Origin of the sequence: Bacillus siamensis (assembly GCF_051628075.1) — a bacterium.
Classification (GTDB): domain Bacteria; phylum Bacillota; class Bacilli; order Bacillales; family Bacillaceae; genus Bacillus; species Bacillus siamensis.
In genome coordinates this window covers 2177929-2198642 of record NZ_CP155579.1, presented here as the reverse complement: position 1 = coordinate 2198642, position 20714 = coordinate 2177929, and the positions used below count along the sequence as shown (strand labels likewise).

At 46.3% G+C, this 20714-nt stretch carries 23 protein-coding genes; 22 read left to right on the top strand and 1 reads right to left on the bottom strand.

Annotated elements, in window-relative coordinates; translation table 11 throughout:
• Positions 1–153: 153 nt before the first annotated feature.
• Together rpsA and fni are read left to right on the top strand one after the other, a co-directional pair.
• Positions 154–1302: a 30S ribosomal protein S1 gene (rpsA, locus tag ABDB98_RS10720; RefSeq protein WP_045925476.1), complete on the top strand. Its 1149-nt coding sequence runs from the start codon at positions 154–156 to the stop codon at positions 1300–1302.
• A gap of 14 nt (positions 1303–1316) precedes the next feature.
• Positions 1317–2366: a type 2 isopentenyl-diphosphate Delta-isomerase gene (gene fni / locus ABDB98_RS10715; protein WP_438420137.1), complete on the top strand. Its 1050-nt coding sequence runs from the start codon at positions 1317–1319 to the stop codon at positions 2364–2366.
• A 31-nt stretch (positions 2367–2397) separates the two neighbouring features.
• Here fni and ABDB98_RS10710 read toward each other — a convergent pair whose 3' ends face one another.
• Entirely contained in the window at positions 2398–2529 is a 132-nt protein-coding gene (locus ABDB98_RS10710) for a YpzI family protein (protein WP_003153429.1), read from the bottom strand.
• A 76-nt stretch (positions 2530–2605) separates the two neighbouring features.
• Here ABDB98_RS10710 and ABDB98_RS10705 point away from each other — a divergent pair, with 76 nt between their 5' ends.
• The 20 genes from ABDB98_RS10705 to trpC all read left to right on the top strand — a co-directional run bounded on the left by ABDB98_RS10705 (position 2606) and on the right by trpC (position 20714).
• Positions 2606–3208 (top strand): YphA family membrane protein, encoded by a 603-nt coding sequence (locus ABDB98_RS10705; RefSeq protein WP_438420136.1) that lies wholly within the window; start codon positions 2606–2608, stop codon positions 3206–3208.
• 191 nt (positions 3209–3399) lie between these two features.
• On the top strand, positions 3400–4710 hold the full coding sequence (der, locus tag ABDB98_RS10700; RefSeq protein WP_016939109.1) for a ribosome biogenesis GTPase Der: 1311 nt from the start codon (positions 3400–3402) through the stop codon (positions 4708–4710).
• Positions 4711–4727: 17 nt separating this feature from the next.
• Positions 4728–5765, top strand: coding sequence for an NAD(P)H-dependent glycerol-3-phosphate dehydrogenase (locus ABDB98_RS10695; protein ID WP_438420135.1), 1038 nt, complete (start codon positions 4728–4730; stop codon positions 5763–5765).
• 318 nt (positions 5766–6083) lie between these two features.
• On the top strand, positions 6084–6287 hold the full coding sequence (locus ABDB98_RS10690; protein WP_003153435.1) for a DUF2768 domain-containing protein: 204 nt from the start codon (positions 6084–6086) through the stop codon (positions 6285–6287).
• A 19-nt stretch (positions 6288–6306) separates the two neighbouring features.
• Positions 6307–7041, top strand: coding sequence for a hypothetical protein (locus ABDB98_RS10685; RefSeq protein WP_438420134.1), 735 nt, complete (start codon positions 6307–6309; stop codon positions 7039–7041).
• A 185-nt stretch (positions 7042–7226) separates the two neighbouring features.
• Positions 7227–8705, top strand: coding sequence for a stage IV sporulation protein A (gene spoIVA / locus ABDB98_RS10680; protein WP_438420133.1), 1479 nt, complete (start codon positions 7227–7229; stop codon positions 8703–8705).
• Positions 8706–9076: 371 nt separating this feature from the next.
• Positions 9077–9355 (top strand): non-specific DNA-binding protein Hbs, encoded by a 279-nt coding sequence (gene hbs, locus ABDB98_RS10675; RefSeq protein ID WP_003153447.1) that lies wholly within the window; start codon positions 9077–9079, stop codon positions 9353–9355.
• A 186-nt stretch (positions 9356–9541) separates the two neighbouring features.
• Entirely contained in the window at positions 9542–10114 is a 573-nt protein-coding gene (gene folE, locus ABDB98_RS10670) for a GTP cyclohydrolase I FolE (protein ID WP_438420132.1), read from the top strand.
• Between the two features lie 20 nt (positions 10115–10134).
• Complete coding sequence (gene mtrB, locus ABDB98_RS10665; RefSeq protein WP_003153449.1) at positions 10135–10362, top strand: trp RNA-binding attenuation protein MtrB; 228 nt, start codon at positions 10135–10137, stop codon at positions 10360–10362.
• 156 nt (positions 10363–10518) lie between these two features.
• Entirely contained in the window at positions 10519–11274 is a 756-nt protein-coding gene (gene hepS / locus ABDB98_RS10660; protein ID WP_016939105.1) for a heptaprenyl diphosphate synthase component 1, read from the top strand.
• Positions 11275–11279: 5 nt separating this feature from the next.
• Positions 11280–11981, top strand: a complete 702-nt coding sequence (gene menG, locus ABDB98_RS10655; RefSeq protein WP_045925472.1) for a demethylmenaquinone methyltransferase — start codon at positions 11280–11282, stop codon at positions 11979–11981.
• Between the two features lie 28 nt (positions 11982–12009).
• Entirely contained in the window at positions 12010–12972 is a 963-nt protein-coding gene (hepT, locus tag ABDB98_RS10650; protein WP_016939103.1) for a heptaprenyl diphosphate synthase component II, read from the top strand.
• Between the two features lie 119 nt (positions 12973–13091).
• Entirely contained in the window at positions 13092–13538 is a 447-nt protein-coding gene (gene ndk, locus ABDB98_RS10645) for a nucleoside-diphosphate kinase (RefSeq protein WP_003153455.1), read from the top strand.
• A 189-nt stretch (positions 13539–13727) separates the two neighbouring features.
• Positions 13728–14498 carry a protein-glutamate O-methyltransferase gene (locus ABDB98_RS10640; protein WP_060964889.1) on the top strand — a complete coding sequence of 257 codons (771 nt, stop codon included), beginning with the start codon at positions 13728–13730 and terminating at the stop codon, positions 14496–14498.
• A gap of 71 nt (positions 14499–14569) precedes the next feature.
• The gene (gene aroC / locus ABDB98_RS10635) at positions 14570–15742 is read left to right on the top strand and encodes a chorismate synthase (protein ID WP_047475720.1); all 1173 of its coding nucleotides are present in this window, start codon (positions 14570–14572) and stop codon (positions 15740–15742) included.
• On the top strand, positions 15742–16830 hold the full coding sequence (gene aroB, locus ABDB98_RS10630) for a 3-dehydroquinate synthase (protein WP_060964890.1): 1089 nt from the start codon (positions 15742–15744) through the stop codon (positions 16828–16830). Before aroC ends, aroB begins: the two co-directional genes overlap by 1 nt.
• Positions 16827–17210: a chorismate mutase gene (gene aroH / locus ABDB98_RS10625; RefSeq protein ID WP_045510999.1), complete on the top strand. Its 384-nt coding sequence runs from the start codon at positions 16827–16829 to the stop codon at positions 17208–17210. Before aroB ends, aroH begins: the two co-directional genes overlap by 4 nt.
• Before the next feature lie 223 nt (positions 17211–17433).
• On the top strand, positions 17434–18981 hold the full coding sequence (trpE, locus tag ABDB98_RS10620) for an anthranilate synthase component I (protein ID WP_438420131.1): 1548 nt from the start codon (positions 17434–17436) through the stop codon (positions 18979–18981).
• On the top strand, positions 18953–19969 hold the full coding sequence (gene trpD, locus ABDB98_RS10615) for an anthranilate phosphoribosyltransferase (RefSeq protein WP_438420130.1): 1017 nt from the start codon (positions 18953–18955) through the stop codon (positions 19967–19969). The genes trpE and trpD overlap by 29 nt, the downstream gene beginning before the upstream one ends.
• Complete coding sequence (gene trpC, locus ABDB98_RS10610; protein WP_438420129.1) at positions 19962–20714, top strand: indole-3-glycerol phosphate synthase TrpC; 753 nt, start codon at positions 19962–19964, stop codon at positions 20712–20714. Before trpD ends, trpC begins: the two co-directional genes overlap by 8 nt.

The following is a 20714-nucleotide window of genomic DNA, read 5'->3' as shown; positions in this document are numbered from 1 at the left end:
AGTTAATACTAATAAAACTTTTTATTGATCATTCAAAATCTTTTTTTGGATGATTCTTTAATACATATTCGGCTGAAAAGCGGACATTCACATGTTCAGCTTTCAAACCGTTTTAATTAAGCTGTGTAGGTTTGGACCAAGGAGGTTATTCAAATGACAGAGGAAATGAATCAAATTGATGTTCAAGTGCCAGAGGTTGGAGATGTAGTAAAAGGGATTGTGACAAAGGTAGAGGACAAGCATGTAGATGTCGAAATTATCAATGTCAAACAATCCGGGATCATTCCAATCAGTGAATTATCAAGTCTTCATGTAGAGAAAGCATCGGATGTCGTAAAAGTTGACGACGAGCTTGACCTGAAAGTAACAAAAGTGGAAGACGATGCTTTGATTTTATCTAAACGTGCCGTTGATGCTGACCGCGCTTGGGAAGACCTTGAAAAAAAATTCGAAACAAAAGAAGTGTTTGAAGCTGAAGTGAAAGATGTGGTGAAAGGCGGTCTCGTCGTTGATATCGGCGTTCGCGGCTTCATTCCTGCATCACTTGTCGAAGCTCATTTCGTCGAGGATTTCACTGACTATAAAGGGAAAACTCTCTCTCTTATCGTCGTTGAACTTGACCGTGATAAAAACCGTGTGATTCTGTCACACCGGGCTGTAGTGGAAAAAGAACAGACAGCCAAAAAGCATGATTTTCTCCAAACGCTTGAAGTTGGAAGCGTGCTTGAAGGAAAAGTGCAGCGCCTGACTGATTTCGGCGCGTTTGTCGACATCGGCGGAATCGACGGACTTGTTCATATTTCGCAGCTGTCTCATTCACACGTCGAAAAACCGTCTGACGTCGTGGAAGAGGGACAGGACGTAAAAGTGAAAGTATTGTCCGTAGACCGCGATAACGAGCGTATTTCTTTATCTATTAAAGAAACGCTGCCGGGACCTTGGAGCCAGATCGGCGAAAAGGTGAAGCAGGGGGATGTGCTTGAAGGAAAAGTGCAGCGCCTTGTAAGCTTCGGCGCCTTTGTGGAAATTCTTCCTGGCGTGGAAGGACTTGTGCACATTTCGCAAATTTCCAATAAACATATCGGAACGCCGCATGAAGTGCTTGAAGAAGGACAGACTGTTAAAGTGAAAGTCCTTGACGTTAACGAAAGCGAAGAACGCATCTCCTTAAGCATGCGTGAGCTTGAAGAAGCGCCGAAAGCCGATCAGGAGGACTTCCGTCAATACCAGGCGAAAGAAGAGCCGAGCACAGGCTTCCAGCTTGGCGATTTAATCGGGGACAAGCTTAATAAATTAAAATAAATTGGTGATAAAACGTGACACGAGCAGAACGAAAAAGAGAACATATAAATCATGCGCTGTCTACCGGTCAAAGCCGGGAAACGGGGTTTGATGATATTACGTTTGTTCATGTCAGCCTGCCAGACCTTGCATTGGAAAAAGTGGATATCTCAACGAAAATCGGCGGACTCACAAGCAGTTCGCCGATTTTTATCAATGCGATGACAGGAGGCGGCGGACAGCTTACATACGAAATTAACAGGTCACTGGCAAGAGCCGCGCGCAAATCCGGCATGCCGCTGGCTGTCGGTTCGCAAATGTCGGCACTGAAAGATCCCGCTGAGCGGTATTCCTACGAAATCGTCAGAAAAGAGAATCCGGACGGTTTAATATTTGCGAATTTAGGCAGCGAGGCGGACGCCGAGCAGGCGAAAAGGGCAGTTGATATGATTGAAGCAGACGCCCTCCAGATTCATTTGAATGTGATTCAGGAGATCGTCATGCCTGAGGGAGACAGAAGCTTTACGGGCGCCCTCAGCCGCATTGAGCGGATTGCCGATGGAGCGGGAGTGCCCGTTTTTGTCAAAGAAGTCGGCTTCGGCATGAGCAGGGAATCGGCACGGCGGTTATTTGATGCCGGGGCGGCGGCTGTTGATGCCGGCGGATACGGCGGAACAAATTTCTCTAAAATTGAAAATCTGCGCAGAGAGAAGGCGCTTCAATTTTTTAACACGTGGGGAATTTCTACAGCCGCAAGTTTAGCGGAAATCCGTTCGCTTTCCGCTGATCAATCCATTATCGCATCAGGAGGGCTGCAAAGTGCGCTGGATGTCGCCAAATCGATTGCTCTCGGCGCATGCTGCGCGGGAATGGCGGGCACATTCCTGAAAGCTCTCACCTCAAAAGGAGAAGAGGCCCTTTTTGACGAGATGACGGCGCTTTTGCAAGAGCTGAAAATGATTATGACGGTCCTTGGGTGTCAAACGGTCGCCCAATTGCAAAAGGCGCCTTTGGTTATAAAAGGTGACACACATCATTGGCTTTCTGAACGGGGAATTGACACATCCCGTTTCAGCAGACGTTAAAAGGCATGCGGACCCGCATGCCTTTTTTGCTTTACGATTTTCTTTTTCGGAATTCCCCGTTTTGCTCGAGGCTTGTCGCTCCTTTATGGTGAATCGAATCGTCGCGGTCCGATTCCACCCGGCGGGAGGCTTTCAGTTTTTTCTCCTGTCTGTCTTTTCCCATCATCATCCGCTCCTTTCAGGATAATTGGTTTAAAAAATGCGTTCCCGCTCCATACTGATCAAAGGAGGAGCGATTTATGGAACCGTTTTATTATTACTGGTCGATGTGGTTTTTATGGATACTTGCGACTTTTATTTTTGCCAAAACGAAAAGCCGTTTTTACGTATCAGTCTTTATTTTGACTAATATGATGGCAAGCATACATCAGATGACCGCTTATTTTACACTGAACGCGGCATATGTCATGTTTTTTGCTGCGGCATTTGTTTACGCGGGGAGCCTCGGCATGCATAAGCGGCTCCGTTATGTCCTGATTCATCTGACGGCTGCTGCAGCGTACGGCTTTATCTTTCTTTTTGCATTATATGATCCCGTTTGGTTTATCATAAAACCTGAGTGGGCGGCTGTCATACTGCTTACCGTTATTACGGTTTCTGTTGAGGGGCGATTTCCTGAGAGGCTTTGCCTTTATGTTCTCGGCATGTGCCAGGGAGAGTTATTGTATTCGGCGGTCATTCACAAAATTGCAGGCGCGGCAGCCGTCGGCGGCTATCAATGGCTTTCAGGCTGCTCGGCGGGAGTGATTCTGCTTATCGGGCTGACTACCTATGAACAGCTTGCCGCACGCATCGGCCAAAAAAGCAAAAAGCAGGGCAAAGGGGCCACCAAAATGTCTTGAAAACGGACGGAGACTGTTGCATGAATGCGAAACATTTCGAAGAATACATTGTGCTCTCGGTAAAAACTGATATAATAAATGAGTTAAGCCCTTCTGTTTGAAGGGTTCTTTTCATAGCGAAGATGATTTTTAATAACCGGTTGAACAATTTTTGTGAAAATGTAAGCGGCTGGATTGAAAGGAAGGGTACTATGGGTAAACCTGTCGTAGCCATTGTCGGAAGACCGAATGTGGGAAAATCCACAATCTTTAACCGGATTGCGGGTGAAAGAATTTCAATAGTAGAAGATACCCCCGGAGTGACGCGGGACCGGATATACAGTTCGGCGGAATGGCTGAATTATGATTTTAACCTGATAGACACGGGCGGAATTGACATCGGAGACGAACCGTTTCTGACACAGATCCGCCAGCAGGCCGAAATCGCCATGGACGAGGCTGATGTGATCATCTTTATGGTGAACGGCCGCGAAGGTGTGACGTCTGCGGATGAAGAAGTGGCAAAAATATTGTACCGGACGAAAAAACCGGTCGTATTAGCCGTTAATAAATTAGATAATACCGAAATGAGAGCGAACATCTATGACTTTTACGCGCTCGGTTTTGGAGAGCCTTATCCGATTTCCGGTACTCACGGTTTGGGATTGGGAGATTTGCTCGATGCTTGTGCCGAGCATTTTAAAAACATTCCCGAAACGAAGTATAATGATGATGTCGTTCAATTCTGCCTGATCGGCCGTCCGAATGTCGGAAAATCCTCTCTTGTCAATGCGATGCTCGGCGAAGAGCGGGTTATCGTGAGCAACGTGGCGGGAACGACGAGAGACGCTGTAGATACGGCATTCACTTATAACCAGCAGGAATTTGTGATTGTTGACACGGCGGGCATGAGAAAAAAGGGAAAAGTATATGAAACAACAGAAAAATACAGCGTACTTCGGGCATTAAAAGCCATTGACCGCTCAGACGTCGTCGGCGTGGTACTGAACGCTGAAGAAGGCATCCTTGAGCAGGACAAGCGGATCGCCGGATATGCCCATGAAGCAGGAAAAGCCGTCGTCATCGTCGTAAACAAATGGGATGCCGTTGATAAGGACGAACGCACGATGAAAGAATTTGAACAGAATATACGAGAGCATTTCCAATTTCTCGACTATGCGCCGGTACTGTTCATGTCGGCACTGACGACAAAGCGGATTCATACACTCATGCCTGCGATTATTAAAGCGAGTGAAAACCACTCTCTCCGCGTGCAGACAAATGTCTTAAATGACGTCATCATGGATGCGGTCGCCATGAATCCGACTCCGACGCACAATGGCTCCCGTCTGAAAATTTATTATGCGACTCAAGTTGCTGTTAAACCGCCGAGCTTCGTTGTTTTTGTCAACGATCCGGAACTGATGCATTTTTCTTATGAACGCTTTTTAGAAAACCGAATCCGTGATGCTTTCGGATTTGAAGGTACGCCAATTAAAATATTTGCAAGAGCAAGAAAATAAAAAGGTGTGATACAGAGATGAAAAAAGTGGCAATGCTTGGAGCGGGAAGCTGGGGCACTGCACTTTCTTTAGTGCTGGCTGATAACGGACATCAGGTCATGATGTGGGGACACCGAGCCGAATTGATCGATCAAATCAACGGACTGCATGAAAACAAAGATTATCTGCCGGGGGTGGAGCTGTCAAGCTCTATCATCGGCACAACTGATTTAAGCGAGGCTTTAAAAGGAGCTGACTTCATCATTGTGGCAGTTCCGACAAAAGCCATTCGGGAAGTGCTGAAAAAGGCTCTGCCTTACATCCCGAAACAGTCGATTTTTGTTCATGTCAGCAAAGGAATTGAGCCGGATTCGCTTCTCCGCATTTCAGAATTAATGGAAGAGGAGCTGCCTGAGGAGTACAGAAAAGACATCGTCGTTCTTTCAGGGCCGAGCCACGCTGAGGAAGTCGGATTGAGACACCCGACGACTGTTACATCATCTTCAAAAAATATCGAGGCTGCAGAAGCGGTTCAGGATCTATTTATGAACCAGCATTTCCGTGTCTATACCAATCCGGATATGATCGGTGTTGAAATAGGGGGAGCGTTAAAGAACATCATCGCTCTGGCAGCGGGAATTACAGACGGATTGGGATATGGAGATAACGCAAAAGCGGCCCTGATCACCCGCGGTCTTGCTGAAATCGCCAGACTCGGCACAAAGATGGGCGGAAACCCTCTCACCTTTTCCGGCCTGACTGGCGTAGGCGACTTAATCGTGACGTGTACGAGCGTTCATTCCCGCAATTGGCGCGCCGGCAACCTGCTCGGTAAAGGGTACAAGCTGGAGGCTGTCCTTGACAAGATGGGAATGGTTGTTGAAGGGGTGCGGACGACGAAAGCGGCGTATCAGCTTTCTCAAAAATACCAAGTGAAAATGCCGATTACAGAGGCGTTGCACCAAGTGTTATTTAACGGGCAGAAGGTAGAAACGGCTGTAGAATCTTTAATGGCCAGAGTGAAAACCCATGAGATGGAAGACTTGGTCAACACATTCGAAAACCGGGTGAAGTGACAATAACTTGCCGTCTGCATATTCTGAAATGACGAAAGTCCAAAACGCAGAACTCTCCGGCTGAAATCGCTTAAAACATTTGCTGATTTAGGCAGAAGAGGATGCAGACGTACGCATCTACGCATACTATAGCATCGAAGTCCAAGAGAGTGTATCTCAGACGTATAGGTGAATATAGTCAACTTGACTGAAGCAAAGTCCCCCTCTTTGCTTCAGTTTTTTTGTTTTTTCAATAGATGGAAAACCTGTTGATCTTTTCAACATTTGTATATTAAAATGAAATATAACGCTTACAATGATTGGATGGGGGGCACGGACGTGAGTGTGGCATTGATGAAAATGTGGTTTGCGCTTGGTGCTATGGGATTAATGTTTGTTGCGGTGGCCTCTATTTATGTCAGCAGGTACAAAGTGAAAAACAAGCTGATCAAAGCAGCAGTTTCTTCGCTCGCTTATGCCTGCATGGTCATCTCGGGATTGATCGTGTTAATGGTCGTTTTCAGCGGGCCTGTCAATGAATAAGCAAAAAAGGGGGCGCGGCATGCATAAGATAAAAATGGCCGTCATAACGGCATTTGCGGTGCTTCTGCTGTCCGGCTGTCTGTATCCTGAAGCGGAAAAAACCGAAAATAAAGTATCTTACAAGCATCAGCTTCAGCAGGTTCAAGCGGCAGTGGATGAGTTTAAAAAGGCGAACGGCGGACTTCTGCCGATTCAGACAAAAGATATGAAAACACCGATCTATCAAAAATATCCGATAGATTTTAAGCGGCTCGCGCCCAGATATATAGAGGAGCCGCCGGCATCAGCTTTTGAAAGCGGAGGAATGTACCAATACGTGCTTGTCGATGTGGAAAATAAGCCGACCGTGAAGCTGATCGATCTCCAAATGGCGGAGGCAATCCGTGACATGAAGCTGCGTGTTAAAATGTATCAGGAAAAACATACATATCCGCCCTATGAGGGCGCCGTTTCAAAAGGGCTGTTCACTTTAAATAAAAAAAAGCTCGGCATGAAAGACACTCCTTCAGTCAAAAGTCCGGTTTCAGGCACGTCTCTTCCGCTTTTAATCGGCGCTGACGGAGAAATCTATGCCGACTATCGCGTCGATCTCGCCCGCTGCCTGAAAGAAAACAAAAAGAAAATCAGACCGGGCGCGGAAATTCAGGATATTTTATGGAAAGAGACGCCTTTCGTCCCGGCCTTTTCAGTCACATACACCGTAAATGAAAAACAGGAACCCGTTTTTTTAGAAAGTAAAACGAAACAGGAATGAACCTTTCTCCCGCGCATACAAATAGGGAGAAAGGTTTTTTTGATTCCGATAGAAAAGATTGCCTGAAAATTTTCTAAAGATGTCATATTGAAATAGGACAACGTCATACACATATAGTGTCCTGTATTTGATTGAAGAATGGTGAATGAAAAATGATAAGGATAGGAAGTCCGGGAGGGGATCACTTGGAAAAGGTCGATATTTTCAAGGATATCGCTGAACGAACAGGAGGCGATATATACTTAGGAGTCGTCGGCGCTGTCCGTACAGGGAAATCTACATTTATTAAAAAATTTATGGAGCTTGTGGTGCTCCCGAATATCAGCAATGAAGCCGACCGAGCGCGGGCGCAGGATGAGCTTCCGCAAAGCGCAGCAGGAAAAACGATTATGACCACAGAACCAAAATTTGTTCCGAATCAAGCCATGTCCGTACATGTGGCGGAAGGGCTTGACGTCAATATCCGTCTTGTGGATTGTGTGGGATACACGGTTCCCGGTGCGAAGGGATATGAAGATGAAAACGGCCCGAGAATGATCAATACACCATGGTACGAAGAACCGATTCCCTTTCATGAAGCGGCGGAGATCGGTACGAGAAAAGTCATCCAGGAACATTCCACAATCGGGGTCGTCATTACGACGGACGGCTCAATCGGTGATATTGTGCGGGGCGATTACGTAGAAGCGGAAGAAAGAGTTATTGACGAGCTGAAGGAAGTCGGCAAACCGTTTATTATGGTCATCAACTCGGTGAAGCCGTACCACCCGGAAACAGAAGCGCTCAGAGCTGAATTAAGCGCGAAATATGATATCCCCGTTCTCGCCATGAGTGTTGAAAGCATGAGGGAAACAGATGTGTTAAGCGTTCTCAGAGAAGCGCTTTACGAGTTCCCTGTGCTGGAAGTGAATGTCAACCTTCCGAGCTGGGTCATGGTGCTGAAAGAAAATCACTGGCTCAGAGAGAGTTACCAGGAATCAGTGAAAGAAACCGTAAAAGATATCAAACGACTGCGCGACGTCGACCGGGTTGTCGGCCACTTCAGTGAATTTGAGTTTATTGAAAGCGCCGGATTGGCCGGAATTGAACTTGGCCAGGGTGTCGCAGAAATTGATTTATACGCGCCGGATCATTTATACGACCAGATTTTAAAAGAAGTAGTGGGCGTCGAAATCCGCGGGAAAGACCACCTGCTTGAATTAATGCAGGACTTCGCCCACGCGAAAAAGGAATATGATCAGGTTTCAGACGCGCTGAAAATGGTGAAACAGACCGGCTACGGCATTGCAGCCCCGGCCTTAACGGATATGAGCCTTGATGAACCGGAAATCATCAGACAGGGATCAAGATTCGGAGTAAGGCTGAAAGCGGTCGCCCCGTCCATTCATATGATCAAAGTGGATGTGGAAAGTGAATTCGCGCCGATCATCGGGACGGAAAAGCAAAGCGAAGAGCTTGTCCGCTACTTAATGCAGGACTTTGAGGATGATCCGCTTTCGATCTGGAACTCCGATATTTTCGGAAGATCATTGAGCTCGATCGTAAGAGAAGGAATCTCGGCGAAACTGTCACTCATGCCGGAAAATGCGAGATATAAACTGAAAGAAACGCTTGAGAGAATTATAAACGAAGGCTCAGGCGGCCTGATCGCCATTATTTTGTAAGCTGAAGGACCTCTTCCTGAAACGGGGGGTCTTTTTTTGTCTTTTAGATACTGGAAATCAATCAAGGATTAGGAGGAAAAAAGCAAAAAAAGGAATATTTGTTCGGTAAAACACGCGAAAACCTTGACGAGCAAGGGATTGAGGCTTTAAAATGCTTGATATGGCTTTTTATATGTGTTACTCTACTTACAGAAAATCTTCACTTTGTTGGACAAACATTCCTCAAAGTGTCTGTTTTCTTTTGAAAGCCGTTTACTTGTCTGTTCTTCCCTGCTTTGATTTTTTATAAGACAGGTTTAGAATCAGGCTGAACTGTGAAGAAATGATAATAAACTGCTGAATTGATACCCTTTTGGGAGGAGGTGAAAGGCATGAACAAGACAGAACTAATCAATGCGGTTGCAGAAGCAAGCGAATTGTCTAAAAAAGACGCTACAAAAGCAGTTGATTCTGTTTTTGATACGATTTTAGATGCACTTAAAAATGGTGATAAAATCCAACTGATCGGTTTCGGTAACTTTGAGGTGCGCGAGCGTTCTGCACGTAAAGGACGTAACCCGCAAACAGGTGAAGAGATCGAAATCCCTGCAAGCAAGGTACCTGCTTTCAAACCAGGTAAAGCTCTTAAAGACGCTGTTGCAGGAAAATAATTGTGAATATAGATCGTGTATGCATCTGATACATACACTTTGTTTCTTCACAGAAAAGCCCCTTGATAAAGGGGCTTTTCATATTTAAGCAGCCTCGGTCTCCGGGCAGGACTTTCGTTTTGCTTTTGGCGCGTCAAATGTGCTAGAATCGAAATTAAATGTATTCAATGGTGGAGGACACAGACAATGAAAGAAGTTAATAAAGAACAGATTGAACAGGCAGTTCGCCAGATTTTAGAGGCGATAGGAGAAGACCCGGACCGGGAAGGTCTTTTAGATACACCGAAACGTGTGGCGAAAATGTACGCGGAAGTATTCTCGGGGTTAAATGAAGACCCGAAAAAGCATTTCAAAACCGTTTTCGGCGAGGACCACGAGGAGCTTGTTCTTGTAAAAGATATCGCGTTTCATTCTATGTGTGAACATCATCTTGTTCCTTTTTACGGAAAAGCGCATATTGCCTACATTCCGCGCGGCGGTAAAGTGACAGGCCTGAGTAAATTGGCGCGTGCAGTGGAAGCCGTTTCAAAACGCCCGCAGCTGCAGGAGCGCATTACTTCAACGATTGCAGAAAGCATCGTAGACACCTTAGATCCCCACGGCGTCATGGTTGTCGTTGAAGCTGAGCATATGTGCATGACGATGAGAGGCGTAAGAAAGCCGGGGGCAAAAACGGTAACTTCCGCTGTAAGAGGTATTTTTAAAGAGGACGCTGCGGCGCGTTCCGAAGTGTTAGAACATATTAAACGTGCGGATTAATTATGATAGAGGGTGCAGATATGAATTCAAAGCATTCAAGTGATTTTGTCGTCATTAAAGCGGTCGAGGACGGTGTGAACGTCATCGGTTTAACGAGAGGAACGGATACGAAATTCCACCATTCTGAAAAGCTGGACAAAGGTGAAGTGATTATCGCTCAGTTTACAGAGCATACTTCAGCCATCAAAGTGAGAGGCAACGCCCTCATCCAGACCGCTTACGGAGAAATGAACAGCGAAAAAAAATAAGCCGGCTGTTTCCCGCTTTTGCCAAATGCCCGCAAACGGCGGGAGAATACAGCCAATTTCTTTTTTTTATGCTATAATGATACCTGCGTATAATAATGACGAGTAAATCTCATACATATTAGAATAAATGTGAATTTGGGGACAAGGGTGATATTTTTGCAAGACATCTACGGAACTTTAGCGAATTTAAATACGAAATTAAAACAAAAGCTGTCTCATCCTTATTTAGCGAAACATATTTCTGCGCCGAAAATCGATGAGGATAAGCTTCTTCTTTTTCACGCTTTGTTTGAAGAGGCGGACATTAAGAACAACGACAGAGAAAATTACATAGTAACTGCGATGCTTGTCCAAAGCGCCCTTGATACCCACGATGAAGTGACAACAGCCAGAGCGTTAAAGCGAGACGAAAATAAAAACCGGCAGCTCACCGTGCTTGCCGGCGACTATTTCAGCGGACTGTATTATTCGCTTTTATCTGAAATGAAGGATATCTATATGATCCGGACGCTCGCTACGGCAATTAAAGAAATTAATGAGCATAAAATCCGTCTGTACGATCGGTCTGTCAATGACTTGAACCAATTGATCGAAAGCATGGCGATTGTGGAAGCGGCCCTGTTTCACAGAGTGTCAGACCACTTTAATCTTCCGCGCTGGAAAGAGCTGGCGAGTGATTTTTTTGTGTATAAGCGGCTGATGAACGGCAATGCTATATTTCTCGATGTCATCGGCAATATTGTAAAGTCAGGGAAATCAAAGGCTGAAATACTGGAAGAAAGCTTCCGAAAGGCGAAGCAAAGCATTGAAACGCTGCTGCCGCTCAATTCACCAATCCAAAATCTAATGCTGAACCGGCTTAAAGCGATCAGCCAAGACAAAACATATCATCAGAAAGTGGAAGAAGGGTAATCAACATGCAGGAGTCAAAAGAACAGCGCGTACACGGCGTGTTTGAAAAAATCTATAAAAATTATGACCAAATGAACTCTGTCATCAGTTTTCAGCAGCATAAAAAATGGCGCGACAAAACGATGCAGATCATGAATGTGCAAGAAGGCGCAAAAGCGCTTGACGTCTGCTGCGGGACGGCTGACTGGACGATTGCCCTCGCAGAAGCTGCCGGAAAAAGCGGCGAAATCAAAGGGCTGGATTTCAGCAAAAATATGCTGAGCATCGGCGAGAAAAAAGTAAAAGAGGGCGGTTACAGCCAAATTGAGCTTTTGCATGGAAACGCAATGGAGCTTCCTTTCGCTGATGATTCTTTTGATTTTGTCACCATCGGCTTCGGACTCCGGAACGTTCCCGACTATCTGACCGTGCTGAAAGAAATGCGGCGCGTCGTCAAACCGGGCGGACAGGTCGTATGCCTGGAAACATCCCAGCCGGAAATGATCGGTTTCAGACAGGCATATTTCCTTTATTTTAAATACATCATGCCTTTCTTCGGAAAAATGTTTGCGAAGAGCTATAAAGAATATTCTTGGCTTCAAGAATCAGCAAGAGAATTTCCCGGTATGAAAGAGCTTGCGCGTCTGTTTGAAGAAGCGGGCCTGACGAATGTCAAATACCATTCGTTTACCGGCGGAGTGGCCGCTACGCATATCGGCTGGAAATGATGAATATACAGATGTTTGGGTGAATGATATGAAATTTAAAATGGCCTATTCTTTTTTAAATGATGATATTGATGTGATCGAAAGGGAGCTTGAGCAGACGGTACGGTCTGACTATCCCTTGCTGAGTGAAGCCGGGCTCCATCTGCTTCAGGCAGGAGGCAAGCGGATCCGCCCTGTTTTCGTATTGCTTTCCGGCATGTTCGGCGACTATGACATTAATAAAATAAAATATGTTGCGGTGACGCTGGAAATGATTCATATGGCGTCCCTCGTGCATGACGACGTCATTGATGACGCCGAGCTGCGGAGAGGAAAACCGACCATTAAAGCCAAATGGGACAACCGCATCGCCATGTATACCGGTGATTATATGCTTGCGGGCTCGCTTGAGATGATGACGAGACTGGATGAGCCGAAAGCCCACCGGATCCTGTCCAAAACCATCGTAGAAGTATGCCTCGGAGAAATTGAACAGATCAAAGATAAATATAATATGGAACAAAACCTCAGAACCTATTTACGCCGCATCAAACGGAAAACGGCGCTTCTTATCGCCGTCAGCTGCCAGCTCGGCGCCATCGCTTCGGGAGCTGATGAAAAGATTCATAAAGCATTATATTGGTTCGGCTATTACGTGGGCATGTCCTACCAGATTATTGATGATATCCTTGATTTCACTTCAACGGAAGAGGAGCTGGGAAAACCGGTCGGAGGAGATCTGCTGCAAGGAAATGTCACTCTGCCCGTTTTGTACGCGCTGCGTCAGCCTGAATTGAAAAATCAGCTGAAATTAATTAACAGCGAAACAACACAGGAGCAGCTCGCCCCCATTATTGAAAATATTAAACGCACAGATGCGATTGAAAAATCAATGGCCGTCAGTGACAGATACTTAAAAAAAGCGTTTGAAAAGCTGAATACGCTGCCGAGAGGACGTGCGCGTTCATCCTTGGCCGCCATTGCCAAATATATCGGCAAACGGAAATTTTAAATCCTTTTACGAACAAGATGTGAACATTCTCCGCCCTGGATTGATTAATTGTCAGAAAGATGTTACGATTTCGGTGTGCAACTTGAAAGCCTATACATAATGATGGGGTGGAGAATCTTATGGAAAAAACTTTTATCATGGTAAAACCGGACGGCGTACAGCGCCAGCTGATCGGAGAGATTTTATCGAGATTTGAGCGTAAGGGCTTACAATTGGCAGGAGCCAAGCTGATGCAAGTTTCAGAACAGATGGCTGAAAACCATTATGCTGAACATAAAGGGAAACCGTTTTTCGGTGAGCTTGTGGAATTCATTACATCAGGACCCGTATTTGCAATGGTATGGGAAGGGGAAAATGTAGTAGAGATCACAAGACAGCTGATCGGAAAAACAAACCCGAAAGACGCACTGCCAGGCACGATTCGCGGTGACTACGGCATGTTTGTCGGCAAAAATATCATTCACGGTTCAGACTCCTTAGAAAGCGCTGAACGGGAAATTGACATTTTCTTTAAACAGGAAGAGCTTGTACCGTATCAAAAGTTAATGGCCGACTGGGTGTACTAAGCCGTCAGCCTTTCTTTTTCTCTTGTTATGAAAAGGTTTACATATTTTAAGAAAGACAGAGGCTTCTCTGCCCTGTCTTTTCATTTCTCACAAATCAGCCTGCGGGCTGATTTTTTTATTGAAATCGTACAAATTAGAAAGAAAACAGGCTATACTAGGACAAAAGACAGCGAGATTGGGAGAGAAGCAATGGAGCCTTACGACATTTTTATCACCAAGTGGAAGAAAATAACCGGTGTTGATTTATCTTTATACAAAGAAGCACAAATGAAAAGGCGGCTGACGTCCCTTTATGAAAAAAAGGGATTCAAAGATTTTCAGGAATTTGCCGCCGCTTTGGAGAAAGACAAGCTTTTATTAAATGAAACATTGGACAGGATGACAATCAATGTTTCTGAATTTTACCGAAATTATAAACGATGGGAAGTTCTTGAAACCTCAATTCTTCCGTTAATAAAGCATAACAAACCGTTAAAAATATGGAGTGCGGCCTGTTCAACGGGGGAGGAACCCTATACCTTGGCCATGATTCTCAATCAGCAGGCGGGTTTGGCCGGATTTGATATATTGGCGACAGATATTGATGAAAAGGCGCTCGGCAAAGCCAAGCGGGGCATCTATCAGGAGCGGTCCCTGCAAGAGGTGCCGGCTTCCATAAAAAGCCGCTATTTCACCAAGCAGGCTGACAACAGCTATCAAGTAAAACAAGAGATTCAGAAAAACATCCGGTTTAAGCGGCATAACCTGCTTGCCGACAGCTATGAACAGGATTTTGATCTGATCGTCTGCCGCAATGTTTTTATTTATTTTACTGAAAAAGCGAAAGAAGAGCTGTATGTGAAAATGGCGGGCAGTCTGAAAAAGAACGGAATTCTGTTTGTCGGAAGCACAGAACAAATTTTCAGCCCGGAAAAATTCGGCCTTGAAAGCACTGATACATTTTTTTATCAAAAAAGATAGAAGACATTTTATGAAAACTTGTGTTATAGTTTTACTTAAAAGCGTTAATGTGATGAAGGGAGAAGAACGAAATGAGATACTTAACAGCCGGAGAATCACACGGTCCGCAGCTGACGACCATTATAGAAGGTGTGCCTGCGGGGCTTTATATAACTGAGGAAGATATTAATTTTGAGCTTGCCAGACGCCAAAAAGGGCACGGGCGCGGACGGCGCATGCAGATTGAAACGGACAGAGCGAAGATTACGAGCGGCGTGCGGCATGCCCGGACACTCGGTTCACCCATTGCGCTCGTTGTAGAAAATAAAGACTGGACCCACTGGACAAAAATCATGGGTGCCGCACCGATTACAGAAGAAGAAGAAAGTGAAATGAAACGCCAGATTTCAAGACCGAGACCGGGGCACGCGGATTTAAACGGCGCCATTAAGTACAATCACCGCGATATGAGAAATGTGTTAGAACGATCTTCCGCGCGTGAGACAACGGTTCGCGTGGCTGCCGGAGCCGTCGCTAAAAAGATTTTAGCGGAGCTTGGCATTACAGTGGCCGGACATGTTTTGCAAATCGGCGGGGTAAAAGCCGAGAAGACCGACTACACATCCATTGAAGATCTCAAGCGGGTAACGGAAGAATCACCGGTCAGATGCTACGATGAAGAAGCAGGCCGGCAAATGATGGCAGCCATTGATGAAGCGAAGGCAAACGGCGACTCAATCGGCGGAATCGTTGAAGTGATTGTCGAAGGCATGCCGGTCGGTGTCGGAAGCTATGTCCATTATGACCGTAAACTGGACAGCAAGCTCGCCGCTGCCGTTCTGTCGATCAATGCTTTTAAAGGGGTCGAGTTCGGCATCGGTTTTGAAGCGGCCGGCAAAAACGGCAGTGATGTTCATGATGAAATCGTGTGGGATGAAGAGAAAGGCTACACACGCGCCACAAATAGGCTCGGTGGATTAGAAGGCGGTATGACGACAGGTATGCCGATTGTCGTCCGCGGTGTTATGAAACCGATCCCGACTTTATATAAGCCGCTGAAAAGCGTTGATATTGAAACGAAAGAGCCATTTTCAGCGAGCATTGAACGTTCAGACAGCTGCGCGGTTCCTGCGGCAAGCGTCGTGGCTGAAGCGGCAGTGGCCTGGGAAATCGCAAATGCCGTCGTAGAACAATTCGGCCTCGACCAGATCGACCGCATTAAAGAAAATGTTGAAAACATGAAGAAACTATCGAGGGAATTCTAATGAAGGAGCTTGAGGTTCGGACGGCTTCCTCCGCATATCCCGTGTATATCGGTGAAGGCATCAGGAAACAGGCCGCTGCCCTTCTGACTTCACTGAACAGGCCGCTGACAAAAATCCTGCTCGTCATCGACGCTGAAGTCGACCGGCTTTACGGTGATGAGATGTTCCGGCTTCTAAACGAAACATGGCCCGTGAAAAAAGTGATCGTCCCGAGCGGAGAAGAAGCGAAGTCTCTGAAAGAGTATGAACGGATTCAATCGGAAGCGATCGCTTTCCATATGGACCGCTCTTCATGTATGATCGCCTTCGGAGGCGGTGTGACGGGTGATTTGGCCGGCTTTTGCGCAGCGACTTTTATGCGCGGAATTGATTTCATCCAAATGCCGACGACACTGCTTGCCCATGACAGCGCGGTCGGCGGCAAGGTGGCCGTCAATCATAAACTCGGAAAGAACTTAATCGGAGCGTTCTATCAGCCGAAAGCGGTGATTTATGATACGGAGCTTCTGAAAACCCTGCCGGAACAAGAGCTGAGATCGGGTATGGCTGAGGTGATAAAACATGCGTTTATCGCCGATCACGCTTTTTTAGAAAAGCTTCTCACGCTTGATACGTTAAACGGACTGACAAGCGCTGAGCTGAATGAAATGATTTATAAAGGAATCTCGATCAAATCGGCCGTTGTGCGTGAGGACGAAAAGGAAGAGGGGATAAGAGCTTTTCTGAATTTCGGACATACGCTCGGCCACGCAGTTGAGGCGGAATACGGCTACGGCCGGATTACACATGGAGATGCAGTCGCCCTCGGCATGCAGTTTGCCCTTTACGTGAGTGAACAAGTTGCGGGATGCAAGATGAACAGAAAAGAACTCACGCAATGGCTGATTGGGCTCGGCTACCCGGGAAGCATCAGACAAGATATTGAAACACCGGTTCTCTCCGCCCGGATGATGAATGACAAAAAAACGCGCGGAGGCATGACTCAGTTCATCGTATTGAAGGAATTAGGCGAAGCGCAGGACTGTATGCTTTCAAAAGATGAGCTTGAAAATTTGCTGAACAAATGGCGAATGGAGGAAACAGCATGATGATACGCGGCATTCGCGGAGCAACAACGGTGGAACAAGACACCGAACAAGAAATTTTAGAAAAAACACAGCAGCTGCTTGAAAAAATCATTGAACAAAATGGATGCAAGCCGGAAGACGTCGTGCAGATCCTGTTATCCGCCACGCCTGACATCCATTCCGTATTTCCGGCAAAAGCGGTCCGCCGCCTTTCCGGGTGGCAGTACGTCCCGGTAACATGCATGCAGGAAATGGATGTCGCAGGCGCTCTGAAAAAATGTATCCGTGTCCTGATGACGGTTCAGACGGATACGCCTCAAGATGAAATCAAGCATGTCTATTTAGAAAAAGCCGTTGTGTTAAGACCGGATTTATCATTGACAAAAAATACTGACATGTAATACGATAAAAAAAGCTTAGAAATACACAAGAGTGTGTATAAAGCATAGAAGCCAGATGATGAAAAGTTGAGTTTAGAATAGGGTAGCAGAGAATGAGTTTAGCTGAGCTGAGATAAACACGTTTTTATTCTGCCCAAAAGAAGCCTTTCTTTTGGGTTTATTTCTTATATGCAAGACCCCTCTCACTCCTCATCTCATTCTCCTTACCGTAAGGAGGAGAATCATGAATTTACAATCGGATGTTTCTTTATTTTTAAAGGACAGTCTGACACACCGCACCATTCCAATCGCAGAGACTTTTACGGTCGATACGATCACACCCATTCAGATGGTTGAAAAACTGGACAGAAACATTACGTATTTGCTGGAAAGCAAGGATGAGTCGTCAAGCTGGTCAAGATACTCCTTTATCGGTCTCGATCCTTTTATCACGATTAAAGAGAGTCATCACACATTCACTGCCGCTGATCCGAAAGGGGTTACGCTGTTTGAAGCCGGAGATTTAAAAGCCGTGCTTGACTGGATGAATGAAAGCTTCCGTATTAAAACGCCCGATCTTGATATCCCGTTTTCGGGAGGGGCGGTCGGTTATCTGAGCTATGACATGATTCCTTTAATTGAGCCTTCCGTGCCAAGCCACGCAAAAGAAACAGATTTAGAAAAATGCATGCTGTTTGTCTGCCGGAAAATCATTGCGTACGACCATGAAACGAAACAAGTGCATTTCATTCAATATGCGGCGCTTAACGGCCGGGAGACGGAAGAAGAAAAACGGGCCGTTTTTAAAGAAAATTGCGCTGAGCTTCGCAAGCTTATCGGTATTTTGACAGAACCTAAGGATATGAAAGAGCCGTTTTTTTCCAAAGATACATTTGAAACACCGAGCTTTGCCAATGTGACATCCAATAATACGAAAGAAGAGTTTATGGCCGGCGTTAATAAACTGAAAGAATATATAAAAGCGGGAGATATTTTTCAAGGAGTGCTGTCGCAAAAATTTGAGATCCCGGTATCCAGACATTCCTTTGAGCTGTACAGGGTGCTCCGCATCGTCAACCCTTCACCTTATATGTACTATATTAAACTGCCGGACAGAGACATTGTCGGGAGTTCGCCTGAACGCCTGATCCGTGTGCATGACAGGCATCTGGAAATACATCCGATCGCCGGAACGAGAAAAAGGGGAGCCGGAAAAGAAGAGGACGAACGCCTGAAAAAAGAGCTGATGAATGACGAAAAAGAAAAAGCTGAACATTACATGCTCGTCGATCTGGCGCGCAATGATATCGGCAGAGTCGCGGAGTATGGTTCCGTAACCGTTCCGGAATTCACGAAGATCGTTTCTTTTTCACATGTGATGCACATCATCTCCGTTGTAACCGGCCGTTTAAAACAGGGCGTCCATCCGGTTGATGCGCTGATGTCGGCATTCCCGGCAGGAACACTCTCGGGCGCTCCGAAAATCCGCGCGATGCAGATTTTAAATGAATTAGAACCGACTTCCAGAGAAACTTACGGCGGATGTATCGCTTATATCGGATTTGACGGTTCGATTGATTCGTGTATTACCATCCGCACCATGAGTGTCAAAAACGGTACGGCCTCGGTGCAGGCGGGCGCGGGAATAGTCGCTGATTCCGTCCCGGAAGCCGAATATGAAGAGAGCTGCAACAAAGCGGGGGCGCTGTTAAAAACGATTCAAATCGCAGAAGACATCTTTTCTGGCGGGGAGGAGAAGACGGATGAACAAATTTCTGCAATCGTGCGTTAATGGCGGCACGCTGAAAACCGGAGAAGCCGAAAAGCTGATGGAAATGATGATGAACGGAGACATGTCGCAGTCTGAAATCGGCGGAATCTTATCGGTATTAGCCCACCGCGGCGAAACGGCGGAGGAGCTCGCCGGATTTGTAAAAGCGATGCGGGCCCGTGCGCAGACGGCAGAAGGCCTGGAGGATGTCGTTGATACGTGCGGAACAGGCGGAGACAGGATTTCTACGTTTAACATATCAACGGCAGCAGCGATTACAGCCTCTGCCGCCGGAGCCAAAGTTGCCAAGCACGGAAATCGTTCCGTGTCGTCTAAGAGCGGCAGCGCGGATGTGCTGGAAAAACTGGGTGTTTCCATTCAATCCACTCCTGACAGTGTCAAACACAGTATTGAGACGAAGCAAATGGGTTTTTTGTTTGCACCGCTGTTTCATTCGTCAATGAAGCACGTCGCCGCTGTGAGAAAAGAGCTGGGCTTCCGAACCGTGTTTAACCTGCTTGGCCCGCTCAGCAACCCGATGCAGGCGAAGCGGCAGGTGATCGGTGTCTATTCATCTGAAAAAGCGCGCCTGATGGCAAGCGCTTTGGAACAATTTGAAGTCAGGCACGTCATGCTTGTGTCGGCGCGTGACGGGTTAGATGAACTTTCCGTCACAGCACCGACCGATGTCATTGAGCTGAAAAATGGTGAACGTCTGGAATATGCGGTATCACCTGAACAATTCGGTTTTAAAGAAGGTTTGCTGAAAGATATTCAAGTGAGCTCAGCGGAAGAAAGCGCGCGTCTCATTCAGAATATTTTTGCAAATGAAGCTCCGTCGTCTGCTCTGCACATTACGGCCTTAAATGCGGGAGCGGCCATTTATACGGCGGGTCTCGCGAACGATCTGAAAGAAGGAGCCGAAATCGCTTTAGAAACGATTCAAAACGGAGATGCCAAAAGGCAGCTCGAACGTCTGAAACAGAAAGAGGAAGAATTATATGCTTGATCAAATCATTCAGCAGAAAAAAGAAGAAATCAAATCCATTGTGCTGCCGGAAACCTGTCAAATTGAACGGAGATCTTTTAAGGAAGCGCTCCTGAATCCGAACCGTTTTATCGGGCTGATCGCTGAAGTGAAAAAAGCTTCGCCGTCTAAAGGGCTGATTAAAGAGCATTTTGTTCCGGAAGAGATTGCGGCAGATTATGAAGCAGCCAAAGCCGACGCCCTTTCTGTTCTGACGGATACCCGTTTTTTTCAGGGCAGAAATCACTTTTTGACAGATGTTAAAAAAAGCGTTTCTCTTCCCGTATTAAGAAAGGATTTTATTATTGACTCCCTGCAGGTGGAGGAATCGTACCGGCTCGGTGCTGATGCGATTTTGCTGATCGGTGAAGCGCTGGAACCTTCAAAGCTTCATGAGCTTTACCTGGAAGCACGTGAGAAGGGCATGGACGTTCTCGTGGAAGTCCATGATGAAACCGTGCTTGAACGGATTTTACAGGTGTTTCAGCCGGACATTCTCGGCATTAACAACCGGGACTTAAAAACGTTCCGTACTTCGGTTTCGCAAACGGAAAAAATAGCGCAGCTTGTGCCGGACGGCTGTCTGCTGGTCAGTGAAAGCGGGATCGGCTCTTTGGCTGACCTGCAATTCGTCAACAAGCACGGGGCGCAGGCTGTATTGATCGGAGAATCCTTAATGAGAGAGGATTCACAGCAAAAGGCGATCCGCGGGCTGTTCGGGGAGTGA